The sequence below is a fragment of the Pseudomonas sp. PDNC002 genome, from assembly GCF_016919445.1.
In the GTDB taxonomy this organism is placed as follows: Bacteria; Pseudomonadota; Gammaproteobacteria; order Pseudomonadales; family Pseudomonadaceae; genus Pseudomonas.
Genome location: NZ_CP070356.1, coordinates 1830001 through 1849852 on the forward strand (window position 1 = coordinate 1830001; position 19852 = coordinate 1849852).

Sequence of the window (19852 nt, forward strand, 5' to 3'; positions counted from 1 at the left end):
GGGCGTTTTAGTCGCTGGGTATAGACCCGAAACCGGGCGATCTATCCATGAGCAGGTTGAAGGTTAGGTAACACTGACTGGAGGACCGAACCCACTCCCGTTGAAAAGGTAGGGGATGACTTGTGGATCGGAGTGAAAGGCTAATCAAGCTCGGAGATAGCTGGTTCTCCTCGAAAGCTATTTAGGTAGCGCCTCACGTATCACTCCAGGGGGTAGAGCACTGTTTCGGCTAGGGGGTCATCCCGACTTACCAAACCGATGCAAACTCCGAATACCTGGAAGTGTCAGCGTGGGAGACACACGGCGGGTGCTAACGTCCGTCGTGAAAAGGGAAACAACCCAGACCGTCAGCTAAGGTCCCAAAGTTATGGTTAAGTGGTAAACGATGTGGGAAGGCTTAGACAGCTAGGAGGTTGGCTTAGAAGCAGCCACCCTTTAAAGAAAGCGTAATAGCTCACTAGTCGAGTCGGCCTGCGCGGAAGATGTAACGGGGCTCAAACCATACACCGAAGCTACGGGTGCATCGCAAGATGCGCGGTAGAGGAGCGTTCTGTAAGCCTGTGAAGGTGAGTTGAGAAGCTTGCTGGAGGTATCAGAAGTGCGAATGCTGACATGAGTAACGACAATGGGAGTGAAAAACTCCCACGCCGAAAGACCAAGGGTTCCTGCGCAACGTTAATCGACGCAGGGTTAGTCGGTCCCTAAGGCGAGGCTGAAGAGCGTAGTCGATGGGAAACAGGTTAATATTCCTGTACTTCTAGTTACTGCGATGGAGGGACGGAGAAGGCTAGGCCAGCTTGGCGTTGGTTGTCCAAGTTTAAGGTGGTAGGCAGAGATCTTAGGTAAATCCGGGGTCTTAATGCCGAGAGCTGATGACGAGTCATCTTTTAGATGATGAAGTGGTTGATGCCATGCTTCCAGGAAAAGCTTCTAAGCTTCAGGTAACTAGGAACCGTACCCCAAACCGACACAGGTGGTTGGGTAGAGAATACCAAGGCGCTTGAGAGAACTCGGGTGAAGGAACTAGGCAAAATGGCACCGTAACTTCGGGAGAAGGTGCGCCGGCGAGGGTTAAGGATTTACTCCGTAAGCCCATGCCGGTCGAAGATACCAGGCCGCTGCGACTGTTTATTAAAAACACAGCACTCTGCAAACACGAAAGTGGACGTATAGGGTGTGACGCCTGCCCGGTGCCGGAAGGTTAATTGATGGGGTTAGCGAAAGCGAAGCTCTTGATCGAAGCCCCGGTAAACGGCGGCCGTAACTATAACGGTCCTAAGGTAGCGAAATTCCTTGTCGGGTAAGTTCCGACCTGCACGAATGGCGTAACGATGGCGGCGCTGTCTCCACCCGAGACTCAGTGAAATTGAAATCGCTGTGAAGATGCAGTGTATCCGCGGCTAGACGGAAAGACCCCGTGAACCTTTACTGTAGCTTTGCACTGGACTTTGAGCCTGCTTGTGTAGGATAGGTGGGAGGCTTTGAAGCGTGGACGCCAGTCTGCGTGGAGCCATCCTTGAAATACCACCCTGGCATGCTTGAGGTTCTAACTCTGGTCCGTTATCCGGATCGAGGACAGTGTATGGTGGGCAGTTTGACTGGGGCGGTCTCCTCCTAAAGAGTAACGGAGGAGTACGAAGGTGCGCTCAGACCGGTCGGAAATCGGTCGTAGAGTATAAAGGCAAAAGCGCGCTTGACTGCGAGACAGACACGTCGAGCAGGTACGAAAGTAGGTCTTAGTGATCCGGTGGTTCTGTATGGAAGGGCCATCGCTCAACGGATAAAAGGTACTCCGGGGATAACAGGCTGATACCGCCCAAGAGTTCATATCGACGGCGGTGTTTGGCACCTCGATGTCGGCTCATCACATCCTGGGGCTGAAGCCGGTCCCAAGGGTATGGCTGTTCGCCATTTAAAGTGGTACGCGAGCTGGGTTTAGAACGTCGTGAGACAGTTCGGTCCCTATCTGCCGTGGACGTTTGAGATTTGAGAGGGGCTGCTCCTAGTACGAGAGGACCGGAGTGGACGAACCTCTGGTGTTCCGGTTGTCACGCCAGTGGCATTGCCGGGTAGCTATGTTCGGAATAGATAACCGCTGAAAGCATCTAAGCGGGAAACTAGCCTCAAGATGAGATCTCACTGGGAACTTGATTCCCCTAAAGGGCCGTCGAAGACTACGACGTTGATAGGTCGGGTGTGTAAGCGCTGTGAGGCGTTGAGCTAACCGATACTAATTGCCCGTGAGGCTTGACCATATAACACCCAAACAATTTGTGTGTTAGACGGTGAAGACGTAACGAACCGAAAGTTCGTGTGAACCGCAAATACCTGTCACATACCCGAATCTGGATGAGCGTGTGCGCAAGCCACGAGCGTCCGAAAGAATTGCTTGACGACCATAGAGCGTTGGAACCACCTGATCCCATCCCGAACTCAGTAGTGAAACGACGCATCGCCGATGGTAGTGTGGGGTCTCCCCATGTGAGAGTAGGTCATCGTCAAGCTCCTATCCCAAAGCCCCTGGTTAGCGAAAGCTGGCCGGGGGCTTTGCTTTTGCGCGCGGGAAAAGCGGACGAACTGCTGCATAGGCAATTCCAGCATGCCTCTATATGATGCGTGCCTGACTAATGCGGGGGTGATATGCAGACCTTGCTGAATTTGTTGAGCGATGGCCGCTTTCATTCCGGAGAAGAGCTTGGTGCTTTACTCGGAGTAAGCCGCAGTGCTGTGTGGAAGCGCCTTGAAGGCTTCGAGCGCGAATACGGTATCGCCGTGCAGCGAGTGCGTGGCCGTGGTTATCGCCTTGAGGAGCCGCTGAGCATTATCGCGCCCAGGGTGGATTCCGGCCCGTGGCCGCTGGATGTCCTGTTCTCTATCGACTCCACCAATGCCGAGGTATTGCGACGATTCTCTTCTGGGGCTGTAGCACCCTTCGCCGTGCTGGGTGAGCGGCAAACCGCTGGCCGGGGACGGCGTGGTCGTCAGTGGGAGAGCCCATTCGGCGCGAATCTGTATTACACGCTGGGTATTACCGTGCGGGGTGGTGCGCAGGAGCTCGAGGGTTTGAGTCTGGTGGTCGGCCTGGCAGTGGCTCGCGCCATTCGCTCCCTTGGCGTGAATGGCGTTGGGCTCAAGTGGCCGAACGACATTCTCGTCGATGGCAAGAAGATCGCTGGCATTTTGCTGGAACTCACGGGTGATCCGGCGGATATCTGCAGTGTCGCGATTGGGGTCGGCATCAATGTGAATATGCGCAAGGCAGACTCCATTGATCAGCCCTGGACATCGCTGCGCGAGGCTCTAGGGGCCCTGGTCAGCAGGAACAAGCTGCTGGATGCGCTGGAGTTCGAGCTTGCATTTGTGTTGTCTCGTCATCGCGAACACGGCTTCGCCGCGAGTCGCGCCGAGTGGGAGTCCCTTCATTTATGGCAGGGGCGGCAGGTGGCACTGTCCACCGCCTCCAATAATATCGTTGGGCGTGCGCTCGGCATCGATGAGCGAGGTGCGTTGCGTCTCCTGGTGGATGGAAAGGAGCAAAGCTACAGCGGAGGCGAGCTGAGCCTGAGGTTGTCTGATGATTCTTGAGTTGGATTGCGGAAATAGCCTGATCAAATGGCGCGTAGTCAGGAAGCATGACCTGGTTACCGTTGCTGGTGGCGTGGCGGACTCCGATCACGCCTTGCGTGCGCAGCTCCAAGCTAACAAAGCGCTCGATGTTCGCTATTGCCGCATGGTCAGTGTGCGTAGTGAGCAAGAGACCGATGCACTGCGCGCGAGCCTGGAGAACGCATATCGCTTGGTAGTGCAGATCGCTTCGCCGGCACAGGATCTTGGCGGAGTCGCCAATGGATATCGGGAGTACCAGCGCCTCGGTATGGATCGCTGGCTTGCCTTGGTCGCTGGCCACTGCCTGTCGGGGCGCGGTTGCCTGGTCATCGACCTGGGTACGGCGGTCACTTCTGATCTCGTCGATGCAGCGGGCAAGCACCTGGGGGGGTACATTGCTCCGGGGATGCCTCTGATGCGCAGTCAGCTGCGCACCCATACGCGGCGAATTCGATACGGCGACGAGGCGGCCCATGAGGCGCTGCAGAACCTCCTTCCAGGCCGGGAAACCTCTGAAGCAGTGGAGCGTGGTTGCGTATTGATGCTGCGCGGTTTCGTGCACGAGCAATATAAGTTGGCCGTCGGGTTGCTCGGAGAGGATTGTGCGGTCTATCTGACTGGTGGTGATGCTGAGCTGGTCAAAGACGAGCTGCCTCGTGCCGTGGTGCTTCCGGATCTGGTGTTTCTCGGCTTGGCGCTCGCCTGCCCGATTGAGTGAGTCTGATCAATGCGTTGGTTCTTCCTATTCCTGCTCGCACTGAACGTCTTCTACTACGTCTGGCATCAGCAGCAGGCGCCTCTTCGGCCGAAGGAGATTGCCCCGCTCGCCCTATTCCATAGCGAACAGAAGAATATTCGTCTGCTGAGCGAGTCCGCGGAAGCGCCACAGCGCCGCCAGCAGGAGGAGAAGCCTGTGGCTTCGACTTCTGCCTGTGTTTTCCTGGGTAGTTTCTCCCAGGAGGAGCGTGCGCGGCAGTTGGTTCAGCGTCTCCTGAGCCTGGATGTTCAGGCCTCGGTGCAGACTATGGATGCTTCGGCAGGGGTCGATTATTGGGTGTATCTACCGCCGCTGGCCTCACGACAGGCCTCCCTCTGGCAGTTGCGCGAGCTACAGGCGCGGAAGATCGATAGTTACATCATTACTGAGGGCGATCTTGCGGATGGTATTTCCTTGGGGATTTTTCAGCGCAAAGACTCCGCTGACAGCGTCGTCGAGCGCCTGAAAGCGGCAGGATACGATGCTCTGGTGCGTGAACTCGCTCGCTCGCAGCACGACTATTGGGCGCAGATAACCCCGGAGGCTGGTCGTCTCGTGGACGACTCTCTCGTGCGCCAGCTGGCCCCAGACTTCGCGGAGCTGCAAAAACAAATAATGCCGTGTAAAAACGTTGCAAGCCCTCAATAGTTTGAATAGAATGGCGCCCGCTTCGAAGGGGTGACCTGAACGGGTTGCTGCAAGAAGTCGCTGTCGAAGAGCTAAGCTCAAGTTTTTAAAGAAAAAACTGTTGACAGCGTGGTGGCAAGCTGTAGAATGCCGCCTCACTCGGAGGGGTTCCCGAGCGGCCAAAGGGATCAGACTGTAAATCTGACGTCTCAGACTTCGAAGGTTCGAATCCTTCCCCCTCCACCAGTTTCAAGCGTGAGCTGCAAGCTCCGCGGGTATAGTTCAGTGGTAGAACCTCAGCCTTCCAAGCTGATGATGCGGGTTCGATTCCCGCTACCCGCTCCAAGTTTGTTGCTTATGTCTTGCTCATGTAGCTCAGCTGGTAGAGCACACCCTTGGTAAGGGTGAGGTCAGCGGTTCAAATCCGCTCATGAGCTCCATCTCGCAAAGGCAGATATGAAAATATCTGCCTTTGTTTTAATGGTGACGTGACTTTCTCAATTCCTTACGGGAGGCGGTCAAGATGGCTAAAGAAAAGTTTGAGCGTAACAAGCCGCACGTAAACGTCGGCACCATCGGTCACGTTGACCACGGCAAAACCACTCTGACCGCTGCTCTGACCAAGGTCTGCTCCGAGACCTGGGGCGGCTCCGCTCGCGCTTTCGACCAGATCGACAACGCGCCGGAAGAGAAGGCTCGTGGTATCACCATCAACACCTCTCACGTTGAATACGACTCGCCGGTGCGCCACTACGCTCACGTAGACTGCCCGGGCCACGCCGACTACGTGAAGAACATGATCACCGGTGCTGCCCAGATGGACGGCGCGATCCTGGTTTGCTCGGCTGCTGACGGCCCCATGCCGCAGACCCGCGAGCACATCCTGCTGTCCCGTCAGGTAGGCGTTCCTTACATTGTCGTGTTCCTGAACAAGGCCGACATGGTTGACGACGCCGAGCTGCTGGAACTGGTCGAAATGGAAGTTCGCGATCTGCTGAACACCTACGACTTCCCGGGCGACGATACTCCGATCGTGATCGGTTCCGCTCTGATGGCCCTGAACGGCCAGGACGACAACGAGATGGGCGTTTCCGCCGTGCGCAAGCTGGTAGAAACCCTGGACTCGTACATTCCTGAGCCCGAGCGCGCCATCGACAAGCCGTTCCTGATGCCGATCGAAGACGTGTTCTCGATCTCCGGCCGCGGCACCGTTGTAACTGGTCGTGTTGAGCGTGGCATCGTCAAGATCCAGGAAGAAGTGGAAATCGTCGGTATCAAGGCGACCACCAAAACTACCTGCACCGGCGTTGAAATGTTCCGCAAGCTGCTCGACGAAGGTCGTGCTGGTGAGAACGTTGGCGTCCTGCTGCGTGGTACCAAGCGTGAAGACGTAGAGCGTGGCCAGGTTCTGGCCAAGCCGGGCACCATCAAGCCGCACACCAAGTTCGAGTGCGAAGTGTACGTGCTGTCCAAAGAAGAAGGTGGTCGTCACACCCCGTTCTTCAAAGGCTACCGTCCGCAGTTCTACTTCCGTACCACCGACGTAACCGGCAACTGCGAGCTGCCGGAAGGCGTTGAAATGGTAATGCCGGGCGACAACGTGAAAATGGTTGTCACCCTGATCGCTCCGATCGCCATGGAAGATGGCCTGCGCTTCGCGATTCGCGAAGGCGGCCGTACCGTTGGCGCCGGCGTGGTTGCCAAGATCATCGAATAATCGATTGATCTTTCCCTATCAGGCCGGCATAATGGTCGGCCTGACTTTGTTCTAGGCCAGTAGCTCAATTGGCAGAGCGGCGGTCTCCAAAACCGCAGGTTGGGGGTTCGATTCCCTCCTGGCCTGCCAGATTTTCTAGATCTGGCACTTCTTTAAACGGGATTCCTAGCAGATGAATGCGAAGGTAGAAGCCAAAGAGTCGCGTCTTGATCTCTTGAAGTGGCTTGTGGTTGCAGTGCTGGTGGTGGTGGCTGTGGTTGCCAACCAGTATTACTCCGCGCAACCGATCTTCTATCGCGTTCTCGGTATTCTCGTGATGGCGGCTGTTGCAGGTTTCATTGCGCTGCAAACCGTCAAGGGTCGTGCATTCTTTACTTTGGCTAAAGAAGCTCGCGCCGAGATTCGCAAGGTTGTATGGCCGTCTCGTCAAGAGACAACTCAGACCACGCTGATCGTAGTGGCAGTAGTGCTGGTAATGGCGCTGGTGCTTTGGGGGCTCGACTCCCTGCTGGGTTGGCTGGTTTCCATGATCGTAGGTTAAGGGTGTTCCGTGGCTAAGCGTTGGTACGTTGTGCATGCCTACTCGGGTTACGAGAAGCATGTCATGCGCTCGCTGATCGAGCGGGTCAAACTGGCCGGCATGGAAGACGGGTTTGGTGAGATTCTGGTCCCCACTGAAGAAGTGGTGGAGATGCGGAACGGCCAGAAGCGCAAGAGTGAGCGCAAATTCTTCCCGGGCTATGTCCTGGTGCAGATGGAAATGAACGAGGGTACTTGGCACCTGGTCAAGGATACTCCTCGTGTCATGGGCTTCATTGGTGGCACTGCCGACAAGCCGGCACCGATCACTGACAAGGAAGCTGATGCCATCCTGCGTCGCGTTGCCGATAGCGGCGACAAGCCCAAGCCGAAGACTCTGTTCGAGCCGGGCGAGACTGTCCGCGTCATCGATGGTCCGTTCGCCGACTTCAATGGTGTCGTCGAAGAAGTTAACTACGAAAAGAGCCGCATCCAGGTCGCCGTGCTCATTTTCGGTCGCTCTACTCCGGTAGAGCTGGAGTTCAGCCAGGTAGAGAAAGTCTAACTGGCACAATGAATCCCACACCCCGCAGCCCTAGGCTGCGGGGTTTTGTCGTCATTGGGATAAACGCGATAGCAACCGGGGAGCCCGTCAGGGCGCTTGACCCGCATTTGGAGTAGCAAATGGCTAAGAAAATCACGGCTTACATCAAGCTGCAAGTTAAGGCCGGCCAGGCCAACCCGTCGCCGCCGGTAGGCCCCGCTCTGGGTCAGCACGGCGTGAACATCATGGAATTCTGCAAGGCGTTCAACGCCAAGACCCAAGGCCAAGAGCCGGGTCTGCCGACTCCCGTGATCATCACCGTTTACAGCGACCGTAGCTTCACCTTCGAAACCAAGAGCACCCCGGCTGCCGTCCTGCTGAAAAAAGCAGCTGGCATCACCAGCGGTTCCGCTCGTCCGAACTCTCAGAAAGTCGGCACCGTTACCCGTGCCCAGCTGGAAGAGATCGCCAAGGCCAAGCAGGCTGACCTGACCGCTGCTGACCTGGACGCTGCCGTACGCACCATTGCTGGCTCCGCGCGCAGCATGGGCCTGAACGTGGAGGGTGTGTAATGGCTAAGCTGACCAAACGTCAAAAGGCGATCGCCGAGAAGATCGAAGCTGGCAAGCAATACGGCTTTGAAGACGCGGCCAAGCTGCTCGCCGAGCTGTCGACCATCAAGTTCAAGGAGTCCGTGGACATCGCCATCAATCTGGGCGTTGATCCGCGTAAATCCGACCAGGTCGTACGTGGCGCCACCGTTCTGCCGAACGGCACCGGCAAATCCGTGCGCGTTGCCGTCTTCACCCAGGGTCCTGGTGTTGAAGCTGCCCTGGCTGCTGGTGCAGACAAGGTTGGCATGGACGAACTGGCTGCCGAAATGAAAGCTGGCGACCTGAACTACGACGTCGTCATCGCCTCCCCGGACGCGATGCGTGTTGTTGGCCAGCTGGGCCAGGTTCTCGGCCCGCGCGGTCTGATGCCGAACCCGAAAGTCGGCACCGTGACCCCGGACGTCGCCACCGCTGTCAAGAACGCCAAAGCCGGTCAGGTACGTTTCCGTACCGACAAGAACGGCATCATCCACGCTTCCGTTGGCAAGATCGACTTCGAGCCGGTCAAGCTGAAGCAGAACGTGGAAGCGCTGCTGAGCGATCTGAAGCGTCTGAAACCGTCCTCCTCGAAGGGCGTGTACGTTCAGCGCGTTACCCTGAGCACCACCATGGGTCCGGGTCTGCAGATCGATCAGGCTTCGCTGGAAGGCTGATGAACTAAGTCGAACAGTGGGTTCGCCCACTGTTCGCAGGTATTGGGGTCCCTGCCTGGCGGGGGCTATCCAAGACCGTAGGCGGCGCAAGCCTTAAACCCCAAGCCTACGCAGATGGTGCTCCCGATTCGTTTACCGAATCAGACACCAAAACGCCGTCCGGCCCCGGCTGGACGAATCGGTAACATCCAGGAGTAAACCCGTGGCAATTAAACTCGAAGACAAGAAGGCCATCGTCGCTGAAGTCAACGAGGCTGCCAAAGCCGGTCTGTCCGCTGTCGTGGTTGATGCACGCGGCGTGACTGTCGGCGCAATGACCGGACTCCGTAAAGAGGCCCGCGCAGCTGGTGTGTACGTGAAAGTCGTACGTAACACCCTGCTCAAGCGCGCCGTTGAAGGCACTCAGTTTGAAGTGCTCAACGACACGTTCAAGGGCCCGACCCTGATTGCTTTCTCCAACGAACATCCGGGCGCTGCCGCTCGTATCTTCAAGGAGTTTGCCAAGGGTCAGGACAAGTTCGAGATCAAGGCGGCCGCGTTCGAGGGTCAGTTCCTCGCAGCCAATCAGATCGACGTGCTGGCGACCCTGCCGACCTACAACGAAGCTGTTGCACAGCTGATGAGCGTGATCCAAGGCGCTACCAGCAAGCTGGCTCGTACTCTGGCGGCAATTCGCGATCAGAAAGAAGCAGCTGCAGCCTAAGGCTCGGCAACTCCTTTCAACCTTTTTTGTTTAATTCGATGGCCCTAGGCCGTCACCCAATACAGGAATTAGAGTCATGGCTCTGACCAACGAAGACATCATCTCCGCCGTATCCGAAATGTCCGTCATGCAGATCGTTGAACTGATCAAGGCGATGGAAGAGAAGTTCGGCGTTACCGCTGCTGCCGCTACCGTTGCTGCTGCCGGCCCGGCTGCTGCCGCTGCTGAAGAGCAAACCGAGTTCACCATCGTCCTGGCCGAAGCTGGCGACAAGAAAGTGAACGTGATCAAGGTCGTTCGTGAACTGACCGGTCTGGGCCTGAAAGAAGCCAAGGCTGTCGTTGACGGCGCCCCGGGCGTGGTCAAGGAAGGCGCTTCGAAAGAAGAAGCCGAAGCTGCCAAGAAAGCCCTGGAAGAAGCAGGCGCCAAGGTCGAGCTCAAGTAAGTTCGGACCTTGCGTCTACAGCCCGAGCGTTAAGCGACAGGCTGATGGCTGGTGGCAATTGCCACCGGCCTTTTTCCGTTATGGGTGGGGTGCCGTAGGTGCCCCTCCATGACGTGAAAATCCCGCCAAGACTGGCGGCGCAAACCTAGGGTTTGCACGATTTTTGGGCTGCTCCCGCGCGGGAGAGGCCAATCAAGCAGGTGACCAAGCTGGGGAACGCTGATGGCTTACTCATACACTGAGAAAAAACGTATCCGCAAGGACTTTAGCAAGTTGCCGGACGTCATGGATGTGCCGTATTTGCTGGCCATCCAGCTGGATTCCTATCGCGAATTCCTGCAGGCCGGCGCGAGCAAGGACCAGGTTCGAGACATCGGCCTGCATGCGGCCTTCAAGTCCGTTTTCCCGATTATCAGCTATTCCGGCAATGCTGCCCTGGAATACGTCGGCTACCGTCTGGGTGAGCCGGCATTTGACGTCAAGGAATGCGTGCTGCGCGGTGTGACCTTCGCGGTCCCGCTGCGTGTGAAAGTGCGCCTGATCATTTTCGACAAAGAATCGTCGAACAAAGCGATCAAGGACATCAAGGAACAGGAAGTCTACATGGGGGAAATCCCCCTGATGACCGAGAACGGTACCTTCATCATCAACGGTACCGAGCGCGTCATCGTTTCCCAGCTGCACCGTTCCCCGGGCGTGTTCTTCGACCACGACCGTGGCAAGACCCACAGCTCCGGCAAGCTGCTGTACTCCGCTCGTATCATTCCTTACCGCGGTTCCTGGCTCGACTTCGAGTTCGATCCGAAGGACTGCGTATTCGTCCGTATCGACCGTCGCCGCAAACTGCCGGCGTCCGTTCTGCTGCGCGCGCTGAACTACAGCACCGAGGAAATCCTCAACGCGTTCTATGACACCAACGTTTACCAGATCAAGGGCGAGAACCTGAACCTGGAGCTGGTGCCGTCGCGTCTGCGTGGCGAGATCGCCAGCTTCGACATCAAGGATGCCAGCGGCAAGGTCATCGTCGAAGCGGGCCGTCGTATCACTGCTCGCCACATCAATCAGCTCGAGAAAGCCGGCATCAGCCAGCTGGAAGTGCCGTTCGACTACCTGATTGGCCGTACCGTGGCCAAGGCCGTCGTGCATCCGGCTACTGGCGAGATCATCGCCGAGTGCAACACCGAGCTGACCGTTGACGCCCTGGCGAAGATCGCCAAGGCCCAGGTAGTTCGCCTGGAGACTCTGTACACCAACGACATCGACTGCGGTCCGTTCATCTCCGACACGCTGAAGATTGACTCCACCAGCAACCAACTGGAAGCGCTGGTCGAGATCTACCGCATGATGCGTCCCGGCGAGCCGCCGACCAAGGAAGCCGCCGAGACACTGTTCGGTAACCTGTTCTTCAGCGCCGAGCGTTACGACCTGTCGGCCGTTGGTCGCATGAAGTTCAACCGCCGTATCGGTCGCAGCGAGATCGAAGGTCCGGGCGTACTGAGCAAGGAAGACATCGTCGAGGTCCTCAAGACCCTGGTTGCCATCCGTAACGGTAAAGGCATCGTCGACGACATCGACCACCTGGGTAACCGTCGCGTCCGTTGTGTCGGCGAGATGGCTGAGAACCAGTTCCGTGTTGGCCTTGTGCGTGTAGAGCGCGCGGTCAAGGAACGCCTGTCGATGGCTGAAAGCGAAGGCCTGATGCCGCAGGACCTGATCAACGCCAAGCCGGTGGCTGCCGCGATCAAGGAGTTCTTCGGTTCCAGCCAGCTGTCGCAGTTCATGGACCAGAACAACCCGCTCTCCGAGATCACCCACAAGCGCCGTGTCTCCGCACTCGGCCCAGGTGGTCTGACCCGTGAGCGCGCGGGCTTCGAGGTTCGTGACGTACACCCGACCCACTACGGCCGCGTGTGCCCGATCGAAACGCCTGAAGGTCCGAACATCGGTCTGATCAACTCCCTGGCCACCTACGCCCGCACCAACAAGTACGGCTTCCTGGAAAGCCCGTACCGCGTGGTGAAGGAAGGTCTGGTTAGCGACGATATCGTCTTCCTGTCCGCGATCGAAGAAGCTGACCATGTCATCGCTCAGGCGTCCGCGACCCTGAACGAAAAGGGCCAGCTGATCGACGAACTGGTAGCCGTCCGTCACCTGAACGAATTCACCGTGAAGGCGCCGGAAGACGTCACCCTCATGGACGTTTCGCCGAAGCAGGTCGTTTCCGTCGCTGCCTCGCTGATTCCGTTCCTCGAGCACGACGACGCCAACCGTGCACTCATGGGTTCGAACATGCAGCGTCAGGCTGTACCGACCCTGCGCGCCGACAAGCCGCTGGTAGGTACCGGCATGGAGCGCAACGTCGCCCGTGACTCCGGTGTCTGCGTGGTTGCTCGCCGTGGCGGTGTGATCGACTCCGTCGACGCCAGCCGTATCGTGGTGCGTGTGAATGACGACGAAGTCGAGACTGGCGAAGCCGGCGTCGACATCTACAACCTGACCAAGTACACCCGTTCCAACCAGAACACCTGCATCAACCAGCGTCCGCTGGTGCAGAAGGGTGACAAGGTCTCGCGCAGCGACATCCTGGCCGACGGTCCGTCCACCGACATGGGTGAGCTGGCTCTGGGTCAGAACATGCGCGTAGCGTTCATGCCCTGGAACGGCTTCAACTTCGAAGACTCCATCTGCCTGTCCGAGCGCGTGGTCCAGGAAGATCGTTTCACCACGATCCACATCCAGGAACTGACCTGCGTTGCTCGTGACACCAAGCTCGGCCCAGAAGAAATCACCGCGGACATCCCGAACGTGGGTGAGGCTGCGCTGAACAAGCTGGACGAAGCAGGCATCGTCTACGTCGGCGCCGAAGTACAGGCCGGCGACATCCTGGTCGGCAAGGTCACCCCGAAAGGCGAGACCCAGCTGACTCCGGAAGAGAAGCTGCTGCGCGCGATCTTCGGTGAGAAGGCGTCCGACGTGAAGGACACCTCCCTGCGTGTGCCGACCGGTACCAAGGGCACCGTCATCGACGTACAGGTCTTCACCCGCGACGGCGTGGAGCGCGACAGCCGCGCCCTGTCCATCGAGAAGATGCAGCTGGACGAGATCCGCAAGGACCTGAACGAAGAGTTCCGCATCGTCGAAGGCGCCACCTTCGAGCGTCTGCGTTCCGCTCTGGTTGGCTCCAAGGCCGACGGCGGTCCTGCCCTGAAGAAAGGCGCAGAGATTACCGACGAGTACCTGGACGGCCTCGAGCGCGGCCAGTGGTTCAAGCTGCGCATGGCGGAAGATGCTCTGAACGAGCAGCTGGAGAAGGCCCAGGCCTACATCAGCGACCGTCGTCAGATGCTGGACGACAAGTTCGAAGACAAGAAGCGCAAGCTGCAGCAGGGCGACGACCTGGCTCCGGGCGTGCTGAAGATCGTCAAGGTCTACCTGGCCATCAAGCGTCGCATCCAGCCGGGCGACAAGATGGCCGGCCGCCACGGTAACAAGGGTGTGGTCTCCGTGATCATGCCGGTCGAAGACATGCCGCACGATGCCAACGGTACTCCGGTTGACATCGTCCTGAACCCGCTGGGCGTACCGTCGCGCATGAACGTCGGTCAGATCCTCGAAACCCACCTGGGCCTCGCGGCCAAGGGCTTGGGCGAGAAGATCAACCGCATGCTCGAAGAGCAGCGCAAGATCGCCGAGCTGCGTGGCTTCCTGAACGAGATCTACAACGAGATCGGTGGTCGCCAGGAGAGCCTGGACGAGCTGAACGATAACGAGATCATCGCTCTGGCCAACAACCTCAAGGGCGGCGTGCCCATGGCGACCCCGGTGTTCGACGGTGCCAAGGAGCGCGAGATCAAGGCCATGCTGAAGCTGGCCGATCTGCCTGAGAGCGGTCAGATGCGTCTGTATGACGGCCGCACCGGTAACCAGTTCGAGCGTACGACCACTGTTGGTTACATGTACATGCTCAAGCTGAACCACCTGGTCGATGACAAGATGCACGCACGTTCCACCGGCTCCTACAGCCTGGTTACCCAGCAGCCGCTGGGTGGTAAGGCGCAGTTCGGTGGCCAGCGTTTCGGGGAGATGGAGGTCTGGGCGCTGGAAGCCTACGGTGCCGCCTACACCCTGCAGGAAATGCTGACCGTGAAGTCGGACGACGTGAACGGCCGTACCAAGATGTACAAAAACATCGTGGACGGGGATCACCGCATGGAGGCCGGCATGCCCGAGTCCTTCAACGTGTTGATCAAAGAGATCCGCTCGCTCGGCATCGATATCGAACTGGAAACCGAATAACACGTGACGTCAAACGGTGCGGCTGGTCAAGGCCGGTCGCACCGAGTCCGTGAGGAGGAAAGGCCTTGAAAGACTTGCTTAATCTGTTGAAAAACCAGGGTCAGATCGAAGAGTTCGATGCCATCCGTATTGGTCTGGCCTCGCCCGAGATGATCCGTTCCTGGTCCTTCGGTGAAGTCAAGAAGCCGGAGACCATCAACTACCGTACCTTCAAGCCGGAGCGCGATGGCCTGTTCTGCGCCAAGATCTTCGGCCCGGTGAAGGACTACGAGTGCCTGTGCGGTAAGTACAAGCGCCTGAAACACCGTGGTGTGATCTGCGAGAAGTGCGGCGTGGAAGTCGCGCTGGCCAAGGTGCGCCGTGAGCGCATGGGCCACATCGAACTGGCCTCGCCGGTCGCCCACATCTGGTTCCTGAAGTCCCTGCCGTCCCGTATCGGCCTGCTGCTGGACATGACCCTGCGTGACATCGAGCGCGTGCTCTATTTCGAGAGCTACGTAGTGATCGATCCGGGCATGACCACCCTCGAGAAGGGTCAGCTGTTGAATGACGAGCAGTACTTCGAAGCCCTCGAAGAGTTCGGCGATGACTTCGACGCCCGCATGGGTGCGGAAGCCGTTCGCGAGCTGCTCAATGCTATCGACCTGGAGCACGAGATTGGCCGCCTGCGTGAAGAGATTCCGCAGACCAACTCGGAAACCAAGATCAAGAAGCTGTCCAAGCGCCTGAAGCTGATGGAAGCCTTCCAGGGCTCCGGCAACCATCCCGAGTGGATGGTGCTGACCGTCCTGCCGGTGCTGCCGCCGGACCTGCGTCCGCTGGTTCCGCTGGATGGCGGCCGCTTCGCGACTTCGGATCTGAACGATCTGTATCGCCGCGTGATCAACCGTAACAACCGTCTGAAGCGCCTTCTCGACCTGGCTGCTCCGGACATCATCGTGCGCAACGAAAAGCGCATGCTGCAGGAAGCCGTCGACGCCCTGCTGGACAACGGCCGTCGCGGTCGTGCCATCACCGGCTCGAACAAGCGCCCGCTGAAGTCCCTGGCCGACATGATCAAGGGCAAGCAAGGTCGCTTCCGTCAGAACCTGCTCGGCAAGCGCGTGGACTACTCGGGCCGTTCGGTAATTACCGTAGGTCCGACCCTGCGTCTGCACCAGTGCGGTCTGCCGAAGAAAATGGCCCTGGAGCTGTTCAAGCCGTTCATCTTCGGCAAGCTGGAAGGTCGTGGCATGGCCACCACCATCAAGGCCGCCAAGAAGATGGTCGAGCGCGAGCTGCCGGAAGTGTGGGACGTTCTCGCTGAAGTCATCCGCGAACACCCCGTACTGCTGAACCGTGCGCCAACCCTGCACCGTCTGGGCATCCAGGCGTTCGAACCGGTACTGATCGAAGGTAAAGCCATCCAGCTGCACCCGCTGGTCTGCGCCGCGTACAACGCCGACTTCGACGGTGACCAGATGGCCGTACACGTCCCGCTGACCCTCGAGGCTCAGCTGGAAGCGCGCGCGCTGATGATGTCGACCAACAACATTCTGTCGCCTGCCAACGGCGAGCCGATCATCGTTCCGTCGCAGGACGTGGTAATGGGTCTGTACTACATGACCCGTGAAGCGATCAACGCGAAGGGCGAGGGCATGGCTTTCGCTGACCTGCAGGAAGTTGACCGTGCCTACCGTAGCGGCCAGGTGTCCCTGCACGCCCGCGTGAAAGTGCGTATCAACGAGAAGGTCAAGAACGAAGACGGCACCCTGACCGCGAACACCCGTATTGTCGACTCCACTGTCGGCCGTGCGCTGCTGTTCCAGGTTGTCCCGGCCGGCCTGCCTTTCGACGTGGTCAACCAGTCGATGAAGAAGAAGGCGATCTCCAAGCTGATCAACCACTGCTACCGCGTGGTAGGTCTGAAGGACACCGTCATCTTCGCTGACCAGCTGATGTACACCGGCTTCGCCTACTCGACCATCTCCGGTGTGTCGATCGGCGTGAACGACTTCGTCATCCCGGACGAGAAGGCTCGCATCATCGATGCCGCCACCGAGGAAGTGAAGGAGATCGAGAGCCAGTACGCCTCCGGCCTGGTAACCCAGGGCGAGAAGTACAACAAGGTGATCGACCTCTGGTCGAAGGCGAACGACGAAGTGTCCAAGGCGATGATGGCCAACCTCTCGAAAGAGAAGGTGACCGATCGCGAAGGCAAGCAAGTCGATCAGGAGTCCTTCAACTCCATGTACATGATGGCGGACTCCGGTGCGCGGGGCTCCGCGGCCCAGATCCGTCAGCTGGCCGGTATGCGTGGCCTGATGGCCAAGCCGGACGGCTCCATCATCGAAACTCCGATCACCGCGAACTTCCGTGAAGGCCTGAACGTACTCCAGTACTTCATCTCCACTCACGGTGCTCGTAAAGGTCTGGCGGATACCGCACTGAAGACAGCGAACTCCGGTTACCTGACCCGTCGTCTCGTCGATGTGGCCCAGGATCTGGTAGTGACCGAGATCGATTGCGGCACCGAGCATGGCCTGGTGATGTCTCCGCACATCGAAGGCGGCGACGTGGTCGAACCGCTGGGCGAGCGCGTGCTCGGCCGCGTGATCGCTCGCGACGTGTTCAAGCCGGGTGGCGATGACGTCATCGTGCCGGCCGGCACCCTGATCGACGAGAAATGGGTCGATTTCCTCGAGCAAATGAGCGTCGACGAAGTTGTCGTTCGTTCGCCGATCACCTGCGAAACCCGTCATGGTATCTGCGCCATGTGCTACGGCCGCGATCTGGCCCGTGGTCACCGCGTGAACATCGGTGAAGCTGTGGGCGTTATCGCTGCCCAGTCGATCGGTGAGCCGGGTACCCAGCTGACCATGCGTACCTTCCACATCGGTGGTGCGGCCAGCCGTACTTCCGCCGTGGACAACGTACAGGTCAAGAACGGCGGCACCATCCGCCTGCACAACCTGAAGCACGTAGAGCGTGCCGACGGCGCCCTGGTAGCGGTTTCCCGCTCCGGTGAGCTGGCGGTGGCCGACGACTTCGGTCGTGAGCGCGAGCGCTACAAGCTGCCGTACGGTGCGGTGATTTCCGTGAAGGAAGGTGACAAGGTCGACCCGGGCGCAATCGTCGCCAAGTGGGACCCGCACACCCACCCGATCGTCACCGAGATGGACGGCACCGTGGCCTTCGTGGGCATGGAAGAGGGCATCACCATCAAGCGCCAGACCGACGAACTGACCGGTCTGACCAACATCGAAGTGATGGATCCGAAGGATCGTCCGGCTGCCGGCAAGGACATCCGTCCGGCTGTGAAGCTGATCGACGCCGCAGGCAAGGATCTGCTGCTGCCGGGTACCGACGTACCGGCTCAGTACTTCCTGCCGGCGAACGCCCTGGTGAACCTCAGCGATGGCGCGAAAGTGCGTATCGGTGACGTTATCGCGCGTATCCCGCAGGAAACCTCGAAGACCCGTGACATCACCGGTGGTCTGCCGCGCGTTGCCGACCTGTTCGAAGCTCGTCGTCCGAAAGAGCCTTCGATCCTGGCGGAAATCAGCGGCACCATCTCCTTCGGCAAGGAAACCAAGGGCAAGCGCCGCCTGGTCATCACTCCCACCGACGGTAGCGATCCGTACGAGGAGCTGATTCCGAAGTGGCGTCACCTGAACGTGTTCGAAGGTGAACAGGTAAGCCGTGGTGAAGTGATCTCCGACGGCCCGAGCAACCCGCACGACATTCTGCGTCTGCTGGGTGTTAGCTCGCTGGCCAAGTACATCGTCAACGAGATCCAGGACGTTTACCGTCTGCAGGGCGTGAAGATCAACGACAAGCACATCGAGACCATCCTGCGTCAGATGCTGCGCAAGGTCGAAGTGGCCGAGTCGGGCGATTCGTCCTTCATCAAGGGCGACCAGGTCGAACTGGTCCACGTGCTGGAAGAGAACGAAGTACTGGGTACCCAGGACAAGTTCCCGGCCAAGTACGAGCGCGTGCTGCTTGGTATCACCAAGGCCTCGCTGTCCACCGAGTCGTTCATCTCGGCGGCATCCTTCCAGGAGACCACCCGCGTCCTCACCGAGGCGGCGGTTACCGGCAAGCGCGACTTCCTGCGCGGCCTGAAGGAGAACGTGGTCGTGGGTCGTCTGATCCCGGCGGGTACCGGCCTGGCTTACCACAGCGAGCGCAAGCGTCAGCGCGAACTCGGCAAACCGCAGCGCGTGAGCGCGAGCGAGGCCGAAGCAGCACTGGCCGAAGCGCTCAACCTGAGCGGTAACTAAGCCTCAAACGAAGCCCCGGTTGTCTTGACAACCGGGGCTTCGTCTTGACTGGATTCCGGAAGCTCTTTAGTATCTTGTACCCCGAAAATTGGCAGGGCGCATGCTCTGCCCATTTTCGTTTTTAAGTGTCGTAAGACAATCAGTGGAGCTATAGATGGCAACTATCAACCAGCTGGTGCGCAAACCGCGCAAGCGCCTGGTCGACAAGAGCGGCGTTCCTGCCCTGCAGAACTGCCCTCAGCGTCGCGGCGTATGCACCCGCGTATACACCACCACCCCGAAGAAGCCGAACTCCGCACTGCGTAAAGTGTGCCGTGTTCGTCTGACCAACGGTTTCGAGGTTTCCTCGTACATCGGCGGTGAAGGCCACAACCTGCAAGAGCACAGCGTAGTGCTGATCCGCGGCGGTCGTGTAAAAGACCTTCCGGGTGTTCGCTACCACACCGTGCGCGGTTCGCTGGACACCTCCGGTGTCAAAGACCGTAAGCAGGGTCGTTCGAAGTACGGCGCGAAGCGTCCGAAGTAATTTTGTTTTCCTATTTGCTGAGTCGATAAGAGTAAGGTCGGGCATCGAGTCCCGGGCTACCTGAAGACCGTTTGAGGGCTTATCAATGCCAAGACGTCGTGTAGCGGCCAAACGTGAGATCCTGGCCGATCCGAAATACGGAAGCCAGATTCTGGCCAAGTTCATGAACCACGTGATGGAAAGCGGCAAAAAAGCCGTTGCCGAGCGTATCGTTTACGGTGCTCTGGACAAGGTCAAAGAGCGCGGTAAAGGCGACCCCCTGGAAATCTTCGAAAAAGCACTCGACGCCATCGCTCCGCTGGTCGAAGTGAAGTCCCGCCGTGTCGGCGGTGCTACCTACCAGGTTCCGGTCGAAGTACGTCCGTCCCGTCGTAATGCTCTGGCCATGCGTTGGCTGGTGGACTTCGCCCGCAAGCGTGGCGAGAAGTCCATGGCTCTGCGCCTGGCTGGCGAGCTGCTGGATGCCGCTGAAGGCAAAGGCGCTGCCGTCAAGAAGCGTGAAGACGTGCACCGTATGGCCGAGGCCAACAAAGCGTTCTCGCACTACCGCTTCTAATTACGGCATCAACACTTCTGCGAG

At 58.7% G+C, this 19852-nt stretch carries 14 protein-coding genes, 4 tRNA genes and 2 rRNA genes (1 of these 20 cut by a window edge); all 20 read left to right on the forward strand.

Features of this window, described 5'->3' with window-relative positions; genetic code table 11:
* Positions 1 to 2255, forward strand: a 23S ribosomal RNA gene (locus tag JVX91_RS08460) (it extends 637 nt beyond the left edge of the window).
* A 133-nt stretch (positions 2256 to 2388) separates the two neighbouring features.
* Positions 2389 to 2504 (forward strand): 5S ribosomal RNA (gene rrf / locus JVX91_RS08465).
* 136 nt (positions 2505 to 2640) lie between these two features.
* A complete protein-coding gene (birA, locus tag JVX91_RS08470) occupies positions 2641 to 3585 on the forward strand; it encodes a bifunctional biotin--[acetyl-CoA-carboxylase] ligase/biotin operon repressor BirA (protein ID WP_205338859.1) in 945 nt (314 codons plus the stop codon).
* Positions 3575 to 4324 (forward strand): pantothenate kinase, encoded by a 750-nt coding sequence (locus JVX91_RS08475; RefSeq protein WP_205338860.1) that lies wholly within the window; start codon positions 3575 to 3577, stop codon positions 4322 to 4324. Before birA ends, JVX91_RS08475 begins: the two co-directional genes overlap by 11 nt.
* 9 nt (positions 4325 to 4333) lie before the next feature.
* Positions 4334 to 5011, forward strand: a complete 678-nt coding sequence (locus JVX91_RS08480) for an SPOR domain-containing protein (protein WP_205338861.1) — start codon at positions 4334 to 4336, stop codon at positions 5009 to 5011.
* A 140-nt stretch (positions 5012 to 5151) separates the two neighbouring features.
* Positions 5152 to 5236: transfer RNA gene (locus JVX91_RS08485), tRNA-Tyr, on the forward strand.
* Positions 5237 to 5261: 25 nt separating this feature from the next.
* A tRNA-Gly gene (locus tag JVX91_RS08490) sits at positions 5262 to 5335 on the forward strand.
* 19 nt (positions 5336 to 5354) lie between these two features.
* Positions 5355 to 5430, forward strand: a tRNA-Thr gene (locus JVX91_RS08495).
* An 83-nt stretch (positions 5431 to 5513) separates the two neighbouring features.
* Positions 5514 to 6707, forward strand: a complete 1194-nt coding sequence (gene tuf / locus JVX91_RS08500) for an elongation factor Tu (RefSeq protein WP_054910987.1) — start codon at positions 5514 to 5516, stop codon at positions 6705 to 6707.
* Between the two features lie 53 nt (positions 6708 to 6760).
* A tRNA-Trp gene (locus JVX91_RS08505) sits at positions 6761 to 6836 on the forward strand.
* Between the two features lie 43 nt (positions 6837 to 6879).
* A complete protein-coding gene (secE, locus tag JVX91_RS08510; RefSeq protein ID WP_088421640.1) occupies positions 6880 to 7248 on the forward strand; it encodes a preprotein translocase subunit SecE in 369 nt (122 codons plus the stop codon).
* A 9-nt stretch (positions 7249 to 7257) separates the two neighbouring features.
* Complete coding sequence (nusG, locus tag JVX91_RS08515; protein ID WP_015475310.1) at positions 7258 to 7791, forward strand: transcription termination/antitermination protein NusG; 534 nt, start codon at positions 7258 to 7260, stop codon at positions 7789 to 7791.
* Positions 7792 to 7910: 119 nt separating this feature from the next.
* A complete protein-coding gene (gene rplK, locus JVX91_RS08520) occupies positions 7911 to 8342 on the forward strand; it encodes a 50S ribosomal protein L11 (RefSeq protein WP_024767122.1) in 432 nt (143 codons plus the stop codon).
* Positions 8342 to 9037, forward strand: coding sequence for a 50S ribosomal protein L1 (gene rplA, locus JVX91_RS08525; protein WP_015475312.1), 696 nt, complete (start codon positions 8342 to 8344; stop codon positions 9035 to 9037). Before rplK ends, rplA begins: the two co-directional genes overlap by 1 nt.
* Positions 9038 to 9239: 202 nt before the next feature.
* The gene (rplJ, locus tag JVX91_RS08530; protein ID WP_205338862.1) at positions 9240 to 9740 is read left to right on the forward strand and encodes a 50S ribosomal protein L10; all 501 of its coding nucleotides are present in this window, start codon (positions 9240 to 9242) and stop codon (positions 9738 to 9740) included.
* Positions 9741 to 9816: 76 nt separating this feature from the next.
* The gene (gene rplL / locus JVX91_RS08535) at positions 9817 to 10185 is read left to right on the forward strand and encodes a 50S ribosomal protein L7/L12 (RefSeq protein ID WP_017516430.1); all 369 of its coding nucleotides are present in this window, start codon (positions 9817 to 9819) and stop codon (positions 10183 to 10185) included.
* Positions 10186 to 10407: 222 nt separating this feature from the next.
* Positions 10408 to 14481, forward strand: coding sequence for a DNA-directed RNA polymerase subunit beta (gene rpoB / locus JVX91_RS08540; protein WP_205338863.1), 4074 nt, complete (start codon positions 10408 to 10410; stop codon positions 14479 to 14481).
* Between the two features lie 65 nt (positions 14482 to 14546).
* On the forward strand, positions 14547 to 18746 hold the full coding sequence (rpoC, locus tag JVX91_RS08545; RefSeq protein ID WP_205338864.1) for a DNA-directed RNA polymerase subunit beta': 4200 nt from the start codon (positions 14547 to 14549) through the stop codon (positions 18744 to 18746).
* Positions 18747 to 18900: 154 nt separating this feature from the next.
* Positions 18901 to 19272 (forward strand): 30S ribosomal protein S12, encoded by a 372-nt coding sequence (rpsL, locus tag JVX91_RS08550; RefSeq protein WP_015475317.1) that lies wholly within the window; start codon positions 18901 to 18903, stop codon positions 19270 to 19272.
* An 85-nt stretch (positions 19273 to 19357) separates the two neighbouring features.
* Positions 19358 to 19828: a 30S ribosomal protein S7 gene (gene rpsG, locus JVX91_RS08555; RefSeq protein ID WP_024767125.1), complete on the forward strand. Its 471-nt coding sequence runs from the start codon at positions 19358 to 19360 to the stop codon at positions 19826 to 19828.
* The last annotated feature ends 24 nt before the right edge of the window (positions 19829 to 19852 follow it).

Bases quoted from the DNA above. Each gene is read 5' to 3' on its own strand.
- birA (WP_205338859.1), top strand. From the start codon at position 2,641: ATGCAGACCTTGCTGAATTTGTTGAGCGATGGCCGCTTTCATTCCGGA.
- JVX91_RS08475 (WP_205338860.1), top strand. From the start codon at position 3,575: ATGATTCTTGAGTTGGATTGCGGAAATAGCCTGATCAAATGGCGCGTA.
- JVX91_RS08480 (WP_205338861.1), top strand. From the start codon at position 4,334: ATGCGTTGGTTCTTCCTATTCCTGCTCGCACTGAACGTCTTCTACTAC.
- tuf (WP_054910987.1), top strand. From the start codon at position 5,514: ATGGCTAAAGAAAAGTTTGAGCGTAACAAGCCGCACGTAAACGTCGGC.
- secE (WP_088421640.1), top strand. From the start codon at position 6,880: ATGAATGCGAAGGTAGAAGCCAAAGAGTCGCGTCTTGATCTCTTGAAG.
- rplK (WP_024767122.1), top strand. From the start codon at position 7,911: ATGGCTAAGAAAATCACGGCTTACATCAAGCTGCAAGTTAAGGCCGGC.
- rplA (WP_015475312.1), top strand. From the start codon at position 8,342: ATGGCTAAGCTGACCAAACGTCAAAAGGCGATCGCCGAGAAGATCGAA.
- rplL (WP_017516430.1), top strand. From the start codon at position 9,817: ATGGCTCTGACCAACGAAGACATCATCTCCGCCGTATCCGAAATGTCC.
- rpoB (WP_205338863.1), top strand. From the start codon at position 10,408: ATGGCTTACTCATACACTGAGAAAAAACGTATCCGCAAGGACTTTAGC.
- rpsL (WP_015475317.1), top strand. From the start codon at position 18,901: ATGGCAACTATCAACCAGCTGGTGCGCAAACCGCGCAAGCGCCTGGTC.
- rpsG (WP_024767125.1), top strand. From the start codon at position 19,358: ATGCCAAGACGTCGTGTAGCGGCCAAACGTGAGATCCTGGCCGATCCG.